The 13,902-nt window shown below is 69.4% G+C and carries 15 protein-coding genes; 4 read left to right on the top strand and 11 right to left on the bottom strand.

The window, feature by feature from the left end:
• Positions 1-33: 33 nt before the first annotated feature.
• The 8 genes from era to hrcA form a co-directional block, all read right to left on the bottom strand.
• A complete protein-coding gene (gene era / locus H516_RS0113125; RefSeq protein ID WP_022890174.1) occupies positions 34-927 on the bottom strand; it encodes a GTPase Era in 894 nt (297 codons plus the stop codon).
• Positions 920-2,236, bottom strand: coding sequence for a hemolysin family protein (locus H516_RS0113120; RefSeq protein ID WP_022890173.1), 1,317 nt, complete (start codon positions 2,234-2,236; stop codon positions 920-922). The genes era and H516_RS0113120 overlap by 8 nt, the downstream gene beginning before the upstream one ends.
• Before the next feature lie 2 nt (positions 2,237-2,238).
• Positions 2,239-2,700 (bottom strand): rRNA maturation RNase YbeY, encoded by a 462-nt coding sequence (gene ybeY, locus H516_RS0113115; RefSeq protein WP_022890172.1) that lies wholly within the window; start codon positions 2,698-2,700, stop codon positions 2,239-2,241.
• The gene (locus H516_RS0113110) at positions 2,697-3,716 is read right to left on the bottom strand and encodes a PhoH family protein (RefSeq protein WP_084620712.1); all 1,020 of its coding nucleotides are present in this window, start codon (positions 3,714-3,716) and stop codon (positions 2,697-2,699) included. Before H516_RS0113110 ends, ybeY begins: the two co-directional genes overlap by 4 nt.
• 67 nt (positions 3,717-3,783) lie before the next feature.
• Complete coding sequence (locus H516_RS0113105) at positions 3,784-4,161, bottom strand: HIT domain-containing protein (RefSeq protein ID WP_022890170.1); 378 nt, start codon at positions 4,159-4,161, stop codon at positions 3,784-3,786.
• Positions 4,162-4,185: 24 nt separating this feature from the next.
• Complete coding sequence (locus H516_RS0113100) at positions 4,186-4,920, bottom strand: 16S rRNA (uracil(1498)-N(3))-methyltransferase (protein WP_022890169.1); 735 nt, start codon at positions 4,918-4,920, stop codon at positions 4,186-4,188.
• Between the two features lie 12 nt (positions 4,921-4,932).
• On the bottom strand, positions 4,933-6,030 hold the full coding sequence (gene dnaJ, locus H516_RS0113095; protein ID WP_022890168.1) for a molecular chaperone DnaJ: 1,098 nt from the start codon (positions 6,028-6,030) through the stop codon (positions 4,933-4,935).
• Between the two features lie 51 nt (positions 6,031-6,081).
• Positions 6,082-7,104 carry a heat-inducible transcriptional repressor HrcA gene (hrcA, locus tag H516_RS0113090; RefSeq protein WP_022890167.1) on the bottom strand — a complete coding sequence of 341 codons (1,023 nt, stop codon included), beginning with the start codon at positions 7,102-7,104 and terminating at the stop codon, positions 6,082-6,084.
• A gap of 180 nt (positions 7,105-7,284) precedes the next feature.
• Between hrcA and H516_RS0113085 the strand changes: the two genes are divergently transcribed.
• Entirely contained in the window at positions 7,285-7,701 is a 417-nt protein-coding gene (locus tag H516_RS0113085) for a DUF4870 domain-containing protein (RefSeq protein WP_022890166.1), read from the top strand.
• A gap of 108 nt (positions 7,702-7,809) precedes the next feature.
• Positions 7,810-8,190 carry a DUF4870 domain-containing protein gene (locus H516_RS0113080; RefSeq protein WP_022890165.1) on the top strand — a complete coding sequence of 127 codons (381 nt, stop codon included), beginning with the start codon at positions 7,810-7,812 and terminating at the stop codon, positions 8,188-8,190.
• Positions 8,191-8,212: 22 nt separating this feature from the next.
• Here H516_RS0113080 and hemW read toward each other — a convergent pair whose 3' ends face one another.
• Genes hemW through lepA form a run of 3 tightly spaced genes read right to left on the bottom strand, consistent with a single transcriptional unit; the run spans position 8,213 to position 11,969 of the window.
• Positions 8,213-9,451 (bottom strand): radical SAM family heme chaperone HemW, encoded by a 1,239-nt coding sequence (hemW, locus tag H516_RS0113075; RefSeq protein ID WP_022890164.1) that lies wholly within the window; start codon positions 9,449-9,451, stop codon positions 8,213-8,215.
• Between the two features lie 2 nt (positions 9,452-9,453).
• On the bottom strand, positions 9,454-10,104 hold the full coding sequence (locus tag H516_RS0113070) for a DUF1990 domain-containing protein (protein ID WP_022890163.1): 651 nt from the start codon (positions 10,102-10,104) through the stop codon (positions 9,454-9,456).
• Between the two features lie 8 nt (positions 10,105-10,112).
• Positions 10,113-11,969: a translation elongation factor 4 gene (lepA, locus tag H516_RS0113065; protein WP_022890162.1), complete on the bottom strand. Its 1,857-nt coding sequence runs from the start codon at positions 11,967-11,969 to the stop codon at positions 10,113-10,115.
• An 80-nt stretch (positions 11,970-12,049) separates the two neighbouring features.
• Between lepA and H516_RS0113060 the strand changes: the two genes are divergently transcribed.
• Positions 12,050-13,279, top strand: a complete 1,230-nt coding sequence (locus H516_RS0113060) for a sensor histidine kinase (protein ID WP_022890161.1) — start codon at positions 12,050-12,052, stop codon at positions 13,277-13,279.
• On the top strand, positions 13,276-13,899 hold the full coding sequence (locus H516_RS0113055; RefSeq protein ID WP_022890160.1) for a response regulator transcription factor: 624 nt from the start codon (positions 13,276-13,278) through the stop codon (positions 13,897-13,899). Before H516_RS0113060 ends, H516_RS0113055 begins: the two co-directional genes overlap by 4 nt.
• Positions 13,900-13,902: the final 3 nt, after the last annotated feature.

The raw sequence follows: 13,902 nt of genomic DNA, 5'->3' as shown, positions 1-13,902 counted from the left end.
ACGAGCGAGATCGTCCGAAGACGACGCTGCCGCTCAGAATCCGAGGCGGCCGAGCTGTTTCGGGTCGCGCTGCCAATCCTTCGCGACCTTCACGTGCAGCGCGAGGTGCACCTTGCGCCCGAGAAGCCCCTCGATCTGCGCGCGCGCGGTCGTCCCGACCTCACGCAGACGGGCGCCGCCCTTGCCGATGATGATGCCCTTCTGGCTGTCGCGCTCGACGTAGAGGTTCGCGTAGATCTCCAGCAGATCTTTGTCTTCGCGCTCGACCATGTCGTCGACCACGACGGCGATCGAGTGCGGCAGTTCGTCCGAGACGCCCTCGAGGGCCGCCTCGCGGATGAACTCGGCGATGCGGTCGGACGCATCTTCATCGGTGAGTGCGTCGGCCGGGTACAGCGGCTGCTCGGATTCGGGCAGGAGCGCGAGCAGCTCGGCGACCAGTACGTCGAGTTGCTCGCCTCGCGGCGCCGAGACCGGGATGATGGCCGCCCACTCACGCAGTTCGGAGACCGCAAGGAGCTGCTCGGCGACCTTCGCCTTCGACGTCGCATCGGTCTTCGTGACGATTGCGACCTTCTTCGCACGCGGATACTGCTCGAGCTGCTCGTTGATGAATCGGTCGCCCGGGCCGATCGGTTCGTTCGCCGGTACGCAGAACGCGATCACATCGACATCGCCGAGCGTCGACTGCACGAGCGTGTTGAGGCGCTCGCCGAGCAGCGTGCGCGGACGGTGGAGGCCGGGTGTGTCGACGAGGATGATCTGGCCGTGCTCGCGGTGCACGATGCCGCGGATCGCCCGGCGCGTGGTCTGCGGCTTCGAACTCGTGATGGCGACCTTCTCGCCGACGAGCGCGTTCGTGAGCGTCGACTTGCCCACGTTCGGGCGCCCGACGAAGGAGACGAATCCGGCACGGTAGTCAGTCACGATGGTTCCTCTCGACGGAGTCTCCCGAATCGAACGCGGCGTGCGCGTCGATGAGGGCCTGATCTGCTTCGACGAGAATCGTCGAGATGCGCTTGCGGCGGCCTTCGGTGCGTTCGGCCTCGAGTCGCAGACCCGACACCATCGCATGCTCGCCCGATGCGGGGAGGTGCCCGAGCTCCTTCGCGAGGAGTCCCCCGGCGGAATCGACGTCCTCGTCGTCGAGATCGAGCCCGAACAGCTCGCCGAGCTCGTCGATCGGCAGACGCGCGTTGACGCGGAACCGCCCCTCGCCGAGATCTTCGACCTGCGCCGCTTCGCGATCGTATTCGTCTGAGATGTCGCCCACGAGCTCTTCGATGAGGTCTTCGAGGGTCACGAGCCCGGCGATGCCGCCGTACTCATCGACGACCATGGCGAGGTGGTTCGATTCGAGCTGCATCTGCCGGAGCAGCGCGTCGGCCTTCATCGAGTCGGGTACGAACACGGCGGGCCGCCCCAGTTCGCCGACGGTGAGCCCTTCGGCATCGAGCGGCCGTTCGAAACCGAGCCGCGCGAGATCGCGGAGGTAGAGGATCCCGGCGACGTCGTCGGCGTCGTGCTCGATCACCGGGATGCGCGAGTAACCGGCCTTCAGGAACACGGCCATCGCGTGCGGCAGATGGGCGCTCGCATCGATCGTCACCATGTCGGTGCGCGGCACCATGACCTCGCGCACGACGGTGTCGTTGAACTCGAAGATCGAGTGGATGAGCTCGCGGTCGCCCTCTTCGAGCACCTCGAACTCGGCGGCCTCGTCGACCATGCTGAGCAGTTGCTCTTCACTCGACACCCCCGCGAAGCGCATGCTGCCGGGCGTCACCCGGTTGCCGAGCGAGACGAGCGCGACCGCGAGCGGACCGATCAGGACGCGGAGGAAATGCACGAGCGGGGCGGTCAGGCGCAGCACCAGTGGAGCGTGCGCCCGACCCACGCTTCTGGGGCTCGCGCCCACGAGCACGAACGACGCCGCCGTCATGATGAGCGCCGCGCACAGCAGCACGAGCCAGATGTCGTCGATGAAGAACGTGAACGCGAGCGTCACGAGCACCGCTGCCGTGGTCTCCGCGACGATGCGCATGAAGTTCACCGTGTTCACGTGAGCGCCGGTGTCGTCGGCGATCGCGAGGATCGATCGGCGCGCGCGGGCACCGACGGCGAGTTCGGTGAGATCGGCGCGGGAGCTCATGCCGACGGCCGCGTCGACGGCGGCCATGAGGCCGCCGAACGCGACGAGGAGGAAGGCAGCGCCGAGGAAGAGCCAGGGCAGCATGGTCAGCGGCGGCGCTCCTGCATCGCGAAGCCCACGAGGATGTCGCGCTGGACGCCGAACATCTCCTTCTCTTCGTCGGGCTCGGCGTGATCGAAGCCGAGCAGGTGCAGGATTCCGTGCGTCGTGAGCAGGAGCAGTTCATCGACGAGCCCGTGCCCCGCGGTGCGGGCCTGGGACTCGGCGACCTGCGGGCAGAGCACGATGTCGCCGAGGAGTCCGGGCGGGGTCGGCGCCTCCTCGGTGCCCGGACGCAGTTCGTCCATCGGGAAGCTCAGCACGTCGGTCGGCCCGGGCTCGTCCATCCACTGCACGTGCAGCTGCTCCATCGCACCCTCGTCGACGAGCACGATGGCGAGCTCGGCGTCGCGGTGCACGTGCATGGCGTCGAGCGCGTAGACCGCGAGACGCTGGATCGCCGCCTCGTCGACCTCGATCGCGGATTCGTTGTTGATCTCGATGCTCAAGACGTGCCCCTTCTCGGCAGGTGGTCGCGCGGACCCGCATGACCGCGTCGCTCGGCGCGGTTCGCGAACTCGCGGGCCTCGGCGCGTTCGAAGCGCTGGGCCTGCTGCCGCTGGTCGAACTCGGTGTAGGCGTCGACGATCCGCCCGACGAGGGTGTGTCGCACGACGTCGTCGCTCGTGAGCCGCACGAACTCGATGTCGTCGATGCGATCGAGGATGCGGGTGACGAGCCGGAGCCCCGAGGCGCCGCCCGGCAGGTCGACCTGGGTGACGTCGCCCGTCACGACCATCTTCGAACCGAACCCGAGCCGCGTGAGGAACATCTTCATCTGCTCGGGCGTCGTGTTCTGCGCCTCGTCGAGCACGACGAACGAGTCGTTGAGCGTCCTCCCGCGCATGTAGGCCAGCGGTGCGACCTCTACCGTTCCAGAGGCGAGCAGCTTCGGCACGAGCTCGGGGTCCATCATCTCGTTGAGCGCATCGTAGAGCGGACGGAGGTAGGGGTCGATCTTGTCGGTGAGCGTGCCGGGCAGGAACCCGAGCCGCTCGCCCGCCTCGACGGCAGGCCGGGTCAGGATGATGCGACTGACCTCTTTGCGCTGCAGCGCCTGCACCGCCTTCGCCATGGCGAGGTAGGTCTTGCCGGTGCCGGCGGGGCCGATGCCGAAGACGATCGTGTGCTCGTCGATGGCGTCGACGTACGCGCGCTGGCCCTCGGTCTTCGGCCTGATGGTCTTGCCCCGGCTCGAGACGATGACCTGGCCGAGCAGTTCTGACGGCTTCGCGTCGGGATCGGCGTCGAGCATTCGAGCGGAGCTCCTCACTTCGGTGGGGGTCGGATCCTGGTCGTGGCGCACGAGCTCGAGCAGTTCTTCGATGAGCCGTCGCACCCGGCGACGCTCATCGGCCTCACCCCGGATCGAGATCTCGTTGCCACGGACGTGCACCTCGACACCCGGGTACTCGCGCTGGACGGTCGTGAGCAGTCGATCCTGCGGGCCGAGCAGCCGAACCATCGCGACGCCGTCGATGCGGAGGCGCTCCGCGTCGGCGCCCGCCTCGGGCGCGTCGGGGTCGATCGCTTCAGGCTCCGGCAAGCGTGCCCTCCTCGAGGCCGCCGGCGAGGCTGTTGCCGGCGAGAACGTGCGCGTGCACGTGGAAGACGGTCTGGCCGGCGGATGCCCCGGTGTTGAACACCAGCCTGAACTCGCCGTCGGCGAGTTCGGCGGCGATGCCCTGCGCGACCGCGACGAGTTCGGCGAGCAGTGCGGGATCGCCCTGGGCGAGCCCCACGACGTCGCGGTAGGCGGCGGTCTTCGTCGTGACGATCACGTGCACCGGCGCCTGCGGCGCGATGTCGTGGAAGGCGATGACCCGGTCGGTCTCTGCGACGATGCGAGCGGGGATCTCGCGCGCGACGATTCGCTCGAAGACGGTCGGTTCAGCGGGCGAGTCGGTCATCACCCCATCGTAGCGAGCGATCGGCTACCACCGCCCGAGTGCGGCGTTGAGCACGGCGATCGCAGCTGGGCCGGCCGTCGAGGTGCGCAGCACCGAGGCGCCCAGGCGCACCGGTTCGGCGCCCGCCGCCGTGAGCTTCGCGAGTTCCTCGGGCGCAATGCCGCCCTCTGGCCCCACGACGAGCGCGAGGTCGCGCCCGTCGGGGCGCAGCTCGGAGAGCGGCATCGTGGCGGTCGGCTCGAGCAGCAGCATCCGAACTCCCGCGAAGCGCGTCGGAAGCTGCGCCGTCGTCGTGATCGAGGCGACCTCGGGCAGCCAGGAGCGGATCGACTGCTTGACCGCCTCGCGGACGATGCCGGCCCAGCGGGCGCGCCCCTTCTCGGCCTTCGGGCCCTCCCACCGGGAGACCGAACGCGCCGCCGCCCACGGCACGACGGCGTCGACGCCGAGTTCGGTCGCCGCCTGGACGGCGAGTTCGTCGCGGTCGCCCTTCGCGAGCGCCTGCACCAGCGTGACGGTGATCTCAGGGCGCTCCTCGACGAGGATCTCCTCGGCCAGCAGGGTCAGCTCGCGCGGCGCCGTCGCGACGACCTGTCCGCGAACCACGACCCCGCGACCGTCGCCGATCGAGATCCGCTCGCCGGGCCGCACTCGGGCGACGGTGACGGCGTGACGGGCCTCGTCGCCCGTGAGTCGGAGCTCGGCACCGGGCGCGAGCGCCGCGAGCTCGAGCGTCTCGTCGAGGTAGAGGCTGCTCATCGCACCATCGGCTCAGCCGAGGAACCGGTCACGCAGACGGGCGAAGAGCCCCTGCTGGAAGTGCGTGAGTTCGGGCGCGGGCGACTTCTTGGACGCGGCGAACTGCGAGATGAGGTCGCGCTCCTTCGACGAGAGCTTCGTCGGGGTCACGACCTGGACCCCCACCTTGAGTTCGCCACGACCGTTGCCCCGGAGCCGCGTCACACCGCGGTCGCGCACCGTGACGACCTCACCGCTCTGCACGCCGGCCTTGAGCTCGACCTCGACGTCGCCGTCGAGCGCGTGGATCGTCGCCGTCGTACCGAGGATCGCGTCGGTCATCGCGACTTCGAGCGTCGCGAGGAGGTCGTCGCCGTTGCGGCTGAACACGTCGTGATTCTTGACCTTGATCTCGAGGTAGAGGTCGCCGTTGGGGCCGCCGGCGGGGCCCGCCTCACCCGAGCCCGGCATCTGAAGGCGCACGCCGGTGTCGACGCCCGCGGGGATGTCGACGGGCACGGTGCGGCGCGCACGCACGCGGCCCTGGCCCTGGCAGGTGACGCAGGGCGTCGCGATGATCGTGCCGTAGCCGCGGCAGCTGCCGCACGGGCTCGACGTCATCACGTTGCCGAGGAGCGACCGCACCTGGCGCTGGATCTGGCCGCTGCCGCGGCAGATGTCGCAGGTGACCGGCGAAGTGCCCGGCTGGCAGCACGACCCCTGGCAGGTCTCGCAGCGCACCGCCGTGTCGACCTCGATGTCGCGGTGGGTGCCGAAGATCACCTCGTCGAGACCGACCTCCACGCGGATCAGTGCGTCCTGGCCGCGCTCGCGACGCGACCGCGGCCCCCGGCTCTGCTGGCCGGCTCCGAAGAAGGTCTCGAAGATGTCGCCGAACCCGCCGAAGCCCTGTCCGCCGAAGCCGCCCTGGTCGCCGAGGTCGTACTGCTGGCGCTGTTTCGGGTCGGAGAGCACGTCGTACGCGTGCGTCACCGCTTTGAACCGCTCGGATGCCTCGGCACCCGGGTTCACGTCGGGGTGGAGTTCGCGAGCGAGTCGGCGGTACGCCTTCTTGATCTCGTCGGGCGTCGCTTCGCGCGAGACGCCGAGGACCTCGTAGTGGTCGGCCACGGAGGGCTTGTCCTTTCGGTTGCGGATACCGGTCTTGCGACGGGCGGAAGGTCAGCTCTCGCCGAGCGTGCGGGAGAGGTAGCGGGCGACCGCGCGGACGGCCGCCATGCTGTTGGAGTAGTCCATGCGGGTGGGACCGACGATGCCGAGCCGCGAGATGTCGCGGCCGGGGATCTCGAAGGCGCTCGAGACGATCGAGGTCTCGCCGAGCCCGAAGGAGGCGTTCTCTCGACCGATGCGCACGGCGACGGCGTGCTCGTCTCCGGACATCTCGCCGAAGAGCTTCAGGAGCACGACCTGCTCTTCGATGGCCTCGATCACCCCGAGGATGGAGCCGGCGAAGTCCTGCTCGGTACGAACGAGGTTCGCCGCCCCCGCGACGACGAGCCGGTCGCCGCGCTGCACCTGGGCCTGCTCGGCGAGGCTCACCGCGAGGGTGTGCAGCACGGCCGCGTGCCTCGGGTCGACCGCGTCGATCTCGCCCGAGAGGAGCACCGCGGCCTCGGCCATGGTGGTGCCGGCGACCAGTTCGTTCAGACGCTGCCGAAGCTCGGCGAGCGTCGCCTCGTCGACCGGCTGTTCGAGCGCCGCGAGTCGCTGTTCGACCTGGCCCGAATCGGCGATGAGGATGCAGAGCACCCGGTTGGGCGAGAGCGAGACGAGTTCGACGTGACGCACCCGAGCGCTCGCGAAGCTCGGGTACTGCACGACGGCCAGCTGCTTCGTGAGCTGCGAGATGAGACGCACGGTGCGGGCGAGCAGTTCGTCGAGGTCGCTCGACTCGCCGAGGAAGGTCTCGATCGCCTGCCGCTGCGCCGAACTCAGCGGGCGCACCTCGGTGAGCTGGTCGACGAACACCCGGTAGCCCTTGTCGGTCGGGATACGGCCCGAGGAGGTATGGGGCGCCGCGATGAGCTCCTCCTCTTCGAGCAGCGCCATGTCGTTGCGGATGGTGGCTGCGGAGACGCCGAACGCGTGCCGCTCGACGATCGTCTTCGAGCCGACGGGCTCGCGCGACGCGACGTAATCCTGCACGATCGCCCGAAGCACCGCGAGACTACGTTCCGATGCCATGCCCCGCTCCCTCCGACGAATTAGCACTCGATCTGCCTGACTGCCAATCATATCGCCACATCCGACGACGAAGCCGTTGCCCGCGGCGGTTCGCGGCGCTACCGTATGGATGTCCCGCGAGTCCTCTCGACCGCGAACCCCCTCCCGCAACCGAGATCACCGAAGCCCGAAAGGCGCGCAATGACCGAGCCCAACCCCCCGCAGCCCGACCCCGCCGGCCAGCCCCAGCCCGCCACGGCCGGCCCCCTCACCCACGAGCAGGATCTGCAGTGGGCGTCCTTCGCCCACCTCGGCGGCATCCTCGGGTTCCTGCCCTCGCTCATCATCTGGCTCGTGTTCAAGGACCGCGGCCAGTTCACGAACACCGAGGCGAAGGAGGCGCTGAACTTCCAGATCACCGCGGCGATCGCCTACGTCGCCATCCTCATCGTGAACTCGATCCTCACGGCCGTCACCTTCGGCTTCTGGGCGCTCATCGGCTGGATCCTCCCCCTCGCCCTCTGGGTCCTCGTCATCGTCTTCTCGATCCAGGGCTTCCTCAAGACGAAGGACGGCAACCACTACCGCTACCCCTTCGCGATCCGCCTCATCAAGTAGCAGCGCCTTTTCGAGCGCGCCGCGGGGCTCTTCCCGCGGCGCGCTCTGCTGTGCCAGCATGTCGGGTGACGAAGTCTCGCCTTCGGGCGACCGAGCAAGGAGAACTCCATGTCCGACGCCACCCCGCCTCCCCCGCCGGCGAACCCCTACCAGCAGAGCCAGCCGCTGAGCCCCTCCGACGAGAAGCTCTGGGCGACACTCATCCACATCGGTGGGGCGATCTTCAACTTCCTGCCTGCGCTCATCGGCTATCTCGTCCTGAAGGACAAGGGTCCGTTCATCCGCGGGCACTCCGCCACGGCGCTGAACTTCCAGCTGACGATCCTCATCGCCTACATCGTGAGCGGCCTGCTGATGTTCGTGTTCATCGGGTTCCTGCTCTACCCGGCCGTGTGGGTGCTGAACATCGTGTTCTGCATCATCGCCGCGATCGCCGCGAACAAGGGTGAGGCCTACACGTACCCGTTCGCGATCAAGTTCGTGAGCTAGGTCTCGATACGGCCAGGCGGGCCTACTCGACCACCGAATCCTCGAGCAGGCGCCGAACGACCGCGTCGGCCAAGAGCCGCCCTCTTCTGGTGAGCGTCAGCACACCCGAGAGGGCGGCTCTCGCGTCGACCAGGCCGTCGGCGAGGAGCGCGGCGACCGCATGCCGTCCTCCGGTGTGCAGCGTCGAGATCTCGAGGCCCTCGCGGATTCGGGCCCGGAGCAGCACCCGCTCGGTCTCTCTGGCGGCCCGGTCGAGCACTTCGCGACCGACGGCCGGCGAGACCCCCGCGGCGATGCGGTCGGCGTAGGCGGAGGGGTGCTTGGCGTTCCACCAGCGCACGCCGCCGACGTGGCTGTGCGCGCCGGGGCCGACGCCCCACCAGTCATCGCCCCGCCAGTAGCCGAGATTGTGGCGCGAGCGCTGCCCGGCGTTCGACGCCCAGTTGCTCACCTCGTACCACTCGTACCCGGCCGTCGCGAGTCGCTCGTCGACCAGTTCGTACATGTCGGCCTCGAGGTCGTCATCGGGCTGTGCGAGCTCTCCGCGGCGGATCTGCCGGGCGAGCTTCGTGCCCTCCTCGACGATGAGGGCGTAGGCGCTCAGGTGGTCGGGGCGCTGCGCGATCGCGTACTCGACGCTCCGGCGCCAGTCGTCGAGCGACTCCCCCGGCGTGCCGTAGATGAGGTCGAGACTGACGTCGAGCCCGGCGTCGCGCGCCCACCCGACGACGAGCGGCACCCGCTCGGGGTCGTGCGTGCGGTCGAGGGCCGCGAGCACGTGCGGCACCGCCGACTGCATGCCGAACGAGACGCGGGTGAAGCCGCCTGCAGCGAGCCGGGCCAGATCGTCGGGACCGACCGAGTCGGGGTTCGCCTCGGTCGTGACCTCGGCGCCCTCAGCGAGCCCGAACTCGTCGCGAACGGCACCGAGCATGGCGACGAGGTCGTCGGCGGGCAGCAACGTCGGCGTCCCGCCGCCGAAGAAGACCGTCTGCGCCGGCCTTGCAGGCAGCCCGGATGCCTCGAGAACGCCCCGTGACATCCTGATCTCACCGATCGCCTCACCGGCGTAGTCGCTCTGCTTCGCCCCGCGCAGTTCGTCGGAGGTGTAGGTATTGAAGTCGCAGTAGCCGCACCGCACCCGGCAGAACGGCACGTGCACATAGACGCCGAATGCGCGCCCGGCGGCGCCGAGCGCGGCAGAGGCCGGCAGAAGTCCGTCAGCCGGTGCGGGTTCGCCGAGCGGCAGCGCGGCGCCCACGACTACGCGCCGCTCGCGGGGTGGAGCGCTCGGAGTTCGTCGCGGGTGAGCTCGCGACGGTGCCGGCGCCGCGTCGGGGCGAGCACGGCGCTCACGCCGCCCGCGGTCGCGAGGATCGACCTGATCGTCAGCCAGACCGTGTCGTCGTCGCGGTGCTCGAGGATGAAGGACTCTTCGCCCGTCTCGGCGCCGTTCGACGTCGTGCCGTACGCGAAGCCGATGCGGTTCGGCTCGTCGATGACGTAGACGACGAGCACGGGGGTCTTCGACGTGCCGAAGCGGCGGCGCCGCGCGAGCGTCGCGGTCATGCCTGCGGCGATGTACGCGGTGCCGTCGGCCCCGAAACGGTCTTCGGTGCGGGGCGCGGGCTGCTCGGTCAGGGGCGCGCCCTCGGGGTCGAACACGATGCCCGGGTATTGCGCGCCGGTGCCCGCGGCGACGTCGGTGACGGTGAACCCGGCACCGCGCTGCACCCCCCACGTCATGAGCGCCTCGGCCGAGCGTTCGAACCGGTCGCGACCCGAGCCGAGCCGCACCGCGTCTTCGGCGGGGCGGAGGCCCGTCGGCGGATACCGGAGGAAATCGGGATCGAGGGTCGCTCCGATCGCCCCGTAGGTGACGGACTGGTCGGTGAATGTGCTTCTGCGAGTCATGCGGAGCTCTACTTCTTCGCGTCCTTCTTCTCGACGTCGCCGCTCAGCGCCGCGATGAACGCCTCCTGCGGAACCTCGACGCGGCCCACCATCTTCATGCGCTTCTTGCCCTCCTTCTGCTTCTCGAGGAGTTTGCGCTTGCGGCTGATGTCACCGCCGTAGCACTTGGCCAGCACATCCTTGCGCATCGCCCGGATGGATTCGCGCGCGATGATGCGAGCCCCGATCGCGGCCTGGATCGGCACCTCGAACTGCTGACGCGGGATGAGTTCGCGCAAGCGCCCGGTCATGAGCACACCGTAGGCGTACGCCTTGTCGCGGTGCACGATCGCGCTGAAGGCGTCGACCTGCTCACCCTGGAGGAGAATGTCGACCTTCACGAGGTCGGCGGCCTGGTCGCCCGTGGGCTCGTAGTCGAGGCTCGCATAACCCGCGGTCTTCGACTTCAGCTGGTCGAAGAAGTCGAACACGATCTCGCCGAGGGGCATGTTGTAGCGGATCTCCACCCGGTCCTCGCCGAGATACTCCATGCCGAGCAGCGTGCCGCGGCGCGACTGGCAGAGCTCCATGATGGTGCCCACGTAGTCCTTCGGGGCGAGGATCGCCGCCTTCACGACCGGTTCGCGCACCTCGGTGATCTTCGCGCCCGTCGGGAACTCGCTCGGGTTCGTCACCGTGACGGTCTTGCGGTCTTCGGTGGTGACCTCGTAGACGACGCTCGGTGCCGTCGCGATGAGGTCGAGGCCGAACTCGCGCTGCAGGCGCTCGGTCACGATCTCGAGGTGGAGGAGCCCGAGGAAGCCGCAGCGGAAGCCGAAGCCGAGCGCGACCGAGGTCTCGGGCTCGTACACGAGCGAGGCGTCGGAGAGCTTGAGCTTGTCGAGCGCCTCGCGGAGCTCGGGGTAGTCGCTGCCGTCGATCGGGTAGAGGCCCGAGAACACCATCGGCAGCGGCTCGGTGTAGCCCGCCAGCGCTTCGGTCGCGGGCTTCACGGCGGTGGTGACGGTGTCGCCGACCTTCGACTGGCGAACGTCCTTCACGCCGGTGATGAGGTAGCCGACCTCGCCGACGCCGAGCCCCTTCGACGGCTGCGGCTCGGGCGCGCTCACGCCGATCTCGAGGATCTCGTGGGTCGCCTTCGTCGACATCATCTGGATGCGCTCGCGGGGCTTCAGCTGCCCGTCGATCATGCGCACGTAGGTGACGACGCCGCGGTAGCTGTCGTAGACGGAGTCGAAGATCATGGCGCGGGGCGGCGCGTCGGCGTCGCCGACCGGCGCCGGAATGCGCTCGACGACGCGGTCGAGCAGCTCCTCGACGCCGACGCCGGTCTTGCCCGAGACCTTCAGCACATCGTCGGGCGAACCGCCGATGAGGTCGGCGAGCTCCTTCGCGTACTTCTCGGGGTCGGCGGCCGGCAGGTCGATCTTGTTCAGCACCGGGATGATCTCGAGGTCGTTCTCGAGGGCAAGGTAGAGGTTCGCGAGCGTCTGGGCCTCGATGCCCTGCGCCGCGTCGACGAGCAGGATCGCGCCCTCGCACGCGGCGAGCGAGCGCGAGACCTCGTACGAGAAGTCGACGTGCCCGGGTGTGTCGATCATGTTGAGGGCGTAGGCGCGGTCGCCCTGCTGCCACGGCATGCGCACGGCCTGGCTCTTGATCGTGATGCCGCGCTCGCGCTCGATGTCCATGCGATCGAGGTACTGCGCGCGCATGTCGCGGTCGCTGACGATGCCCGTGATCTGGAGCATGCGGTCGGCGAGCGTCGACTTGCCGTGGTCGATATGCGCGATGATGCAGAAATTGCGGATCGACGCAGGGTCGGTGGCGGCGGGCACCGGCGGGTTCACAGCTCTCGGAGACATCCCGACGATTCTCCCATGACTTCGCTTCAGACTTTCGACGGATGCCTCGCGGCGGGCCTCGAGACTACGCTCGAAGCACCATGACGACGGCTGAGACCATGCTTCCGGGCGACGAACGCGTGGCGCGATCGGCGCTGCGCCCGGTGTTCGTGGCGCTCCGACTCGGACTCCATCTCCTCGTCGTCGGACTCACCCTCTTCGTCGTCGTGCGGGCCCTGCTCGCCGACGACCCCGCCGAGGTCCTCATCACGATCCTCGCGATCGCCTTCCTCGCCTGCTACGGCGGCGGCATCGCGGCCGCGCACCGGCAGCTTCCGACGTTCGCGCGAGTGCTGTGGCTCGCCTCCCTCCTCGCACTTTGGGTCGGTATGTCGGCGCTCACGCCCGACGCGGCGTTCCTCGCGTTCCCGCTCTTCTTCCTCGAACTGCATGTGCTCGCCGCCCCGATCTCGGTGCCGCTCGTCGTCATCACCTTCGGAATCTCGGTCTGGGGCACCGCCACGCACCTCGGCTTCGAGGTGGGCTCGATCCTCGGGCCGCTGATCAGCGCGGGCGTCGCCATCGTGATCGGCCTCGGCTACCGAGCGATGTCGCAGGAGACCCAGGAGCGCCAGGCGCTCATCCTCGACCTGATCACCACCCGCGAGGAGCTCGCGGCGGCGAGCCGCGAGGCCGGCACCCTCGCCGAGCGCGAACGGCTCGCTCGCGAGATCCACGACACCGTCGCTCAGGGGCTCTCGAGCATTCAGATGCTGCTGCACGCCGCCGAACGCGACGTCGAGGACGAACGGGTCGCCGAGAAGCTGCGCCTCGCCCGCGAGACCGCAGCCGAGAACCTCGGCGAAGCGCGGCGCTTCATCCGCGAGCTGACCCCGCCCTCCCTCGACGAGCAGACCCTGCCCGGCGCGCTCCGACGCCTCACCGAGGCGGTGAACGAGCAGGCGAGCCAGGCGGGTGCGGGCACCCGCGTCGAGTTCGCGACCAGCGGAGACCCGGTGCTCCTGCCGATGACCGTCGATGCGGCCCTCCTCCGGATCGCGCAGGGTTCGCTCGCGAACGTGCTGCGTCACGCCGAGGCGCACGCCTGCTCCCTCACGCTGAGCTATCTCGGCGACGAGATCGCGCTCGACATCGTCGACGACGGCGTCGGCTTCGACGCCGGGGAGCTGGCCCGAGTCGGCGACCCGGGCGAGTTCGGCCTGCGAGCCATCCGCCGCCGCGCCGCGGAGCTCGGCGGCAGGGTCGACCTGGAGACCGCACCCGGTGAGGGCACTGCCCTCTCCGTGCGAATCCCGGTGGTGCCGTCGTGATCCGTCTCCTCCTCGTCGACGACCACCCCGTCGTGCGCGCCGGTATCAGGGCGATGCTCGAATCCGAGACCGATCTCGAGGTCGTCGGCGAGGCCGCCACCGCCGAGGACGCGGTCAGGCTCGCAACGGCCGCCGCCGTCGACCTCGTCCTCATGGACCTTCAGTTCCCCGGGGCCCTCCAGGGTGCCGAAGCCACCCGACGCATCCGGGCGGTGCCCGGGGGCCCGCGGGTGCTCGTGCTGACGAACTACGACACCGACGCCGACATCCTCGGCGCGATCGAGGCCGGCGCGAGCGGGTTCCTCCTCAAGGACGCCCCGCCCGACACGCTGCTCGCCGCGGTGCGCGCGGCCGCGGTCGGCGAGCAGGCGCTCGCTCCGGGGCTGTCGTCGCGCCTCGACGCCTCGCAGGCCTCGGGCGAACGACTCACCGTGCGCGAGGCCGAGGTGCTCGCGCTCGTCGCCGAGGGCCGCACGAATCGCGAGATCGGCAAGGCCCTCTTCCTCAGCGAGGCGACCGTGAAGTCGCATCTCGTGCACATCTTCACCAAGCTCGGCGTGGGCTCGCGCACCGCGGCCGTGGCACGCGCCCGTGAGCTCGGCGTGATCCGGGCGGGCTGAACG

Source organism: Agromyces italicus DSM 16388 (assembly GCF_000421545.1).
Taxonomy (GTDB): domain Bacteria; phylum Actinomycetota; class Actinomycetes; order Actinomycetales; family Microbacteriaceae; genus Agromyces; species Agromyces italicus.
This window is presented reverse-complemented; position numbering and strand designations above follow the sequence as displayed.

What these genes read in the sequence shown, in the direction of transcription:
- H516_RS0113120 (WP_022890173.1), bottom strand. Translation starts at nt 2,236, where the DNA reads ATGCTGCCCTGGCTCTTCCTCGGCGCTGCCTTCCTCCTCGTCGCGTTC.
- H516_RS0113110 (WP_084620712.1), bottom strand. Translation starts at nt 3,716, where the DNA reads ATGGTTCGGCTGCTCGGCCCGCAGGATCGACTGCTCACGACCGTCCAG.
- H516_RS0113105 (WP_022890170.1), bottom strand. Translation starts at nt 4,161, where the DNA reads ATGACCGACTCGCCCGCTGAACCGACCGTCTTCGAGCGAATCGTCGCG.
- H516_RS0113100 (WP_022890169.1), bottom strand. Translation starts at nt 4,920, where the DNA reads ATGAGCAGCCTCTACCTCGACGAGACGCTCGAGCTCGCGGCGCTCGCG.
- hrcA (WP_022890167.1), bottom strand. Translation starts at nt 7,104, where the DNA reads ATGGCATCGGAACGTAGTCTCGCGGTGCTTCGGGCGATCGTGCAGGAT.
- H516_RS0113085 (WP_022890166.1), top strand. Translation starts at nt 7,285, where the DNA reads ATGACCGAGCCCAACCCCCCGCAGCCCGACCCCGCCGGCCAGCCCCAG.
- H516_RS0113080 (WP_022890165.1), top strand. Translation starts at nt 7,810, where the DNA reads ATGTCCGACGCCACCCCGCCTCCCCCGCCGGCGAACCCCTACCAGCAG.
- H516_RS0113070 (WP_022890163.1), bottom strand. Translation starts at nt 10,104, where the DNA reads ATGACTCGCAGAAGCACATTCACCGACCAGTCCGTCACCTACGGGGCG.
- lepA (WP_022890162.1), bottom strand. Translation starts at nt 11,969, where the DNA reads ATGTCTCCGAGAGCTGTGAACCCGCCGGTGCCCGCCGCCACCGACCCT.
- H516_RS0113060 (WP_022890161.1), top strand. Translation starts at nt 12,050, where the DNA reads ATGACGACGGCTGAGACCATGCTTCCGGGCGACGAACGCGTGGCGCGA.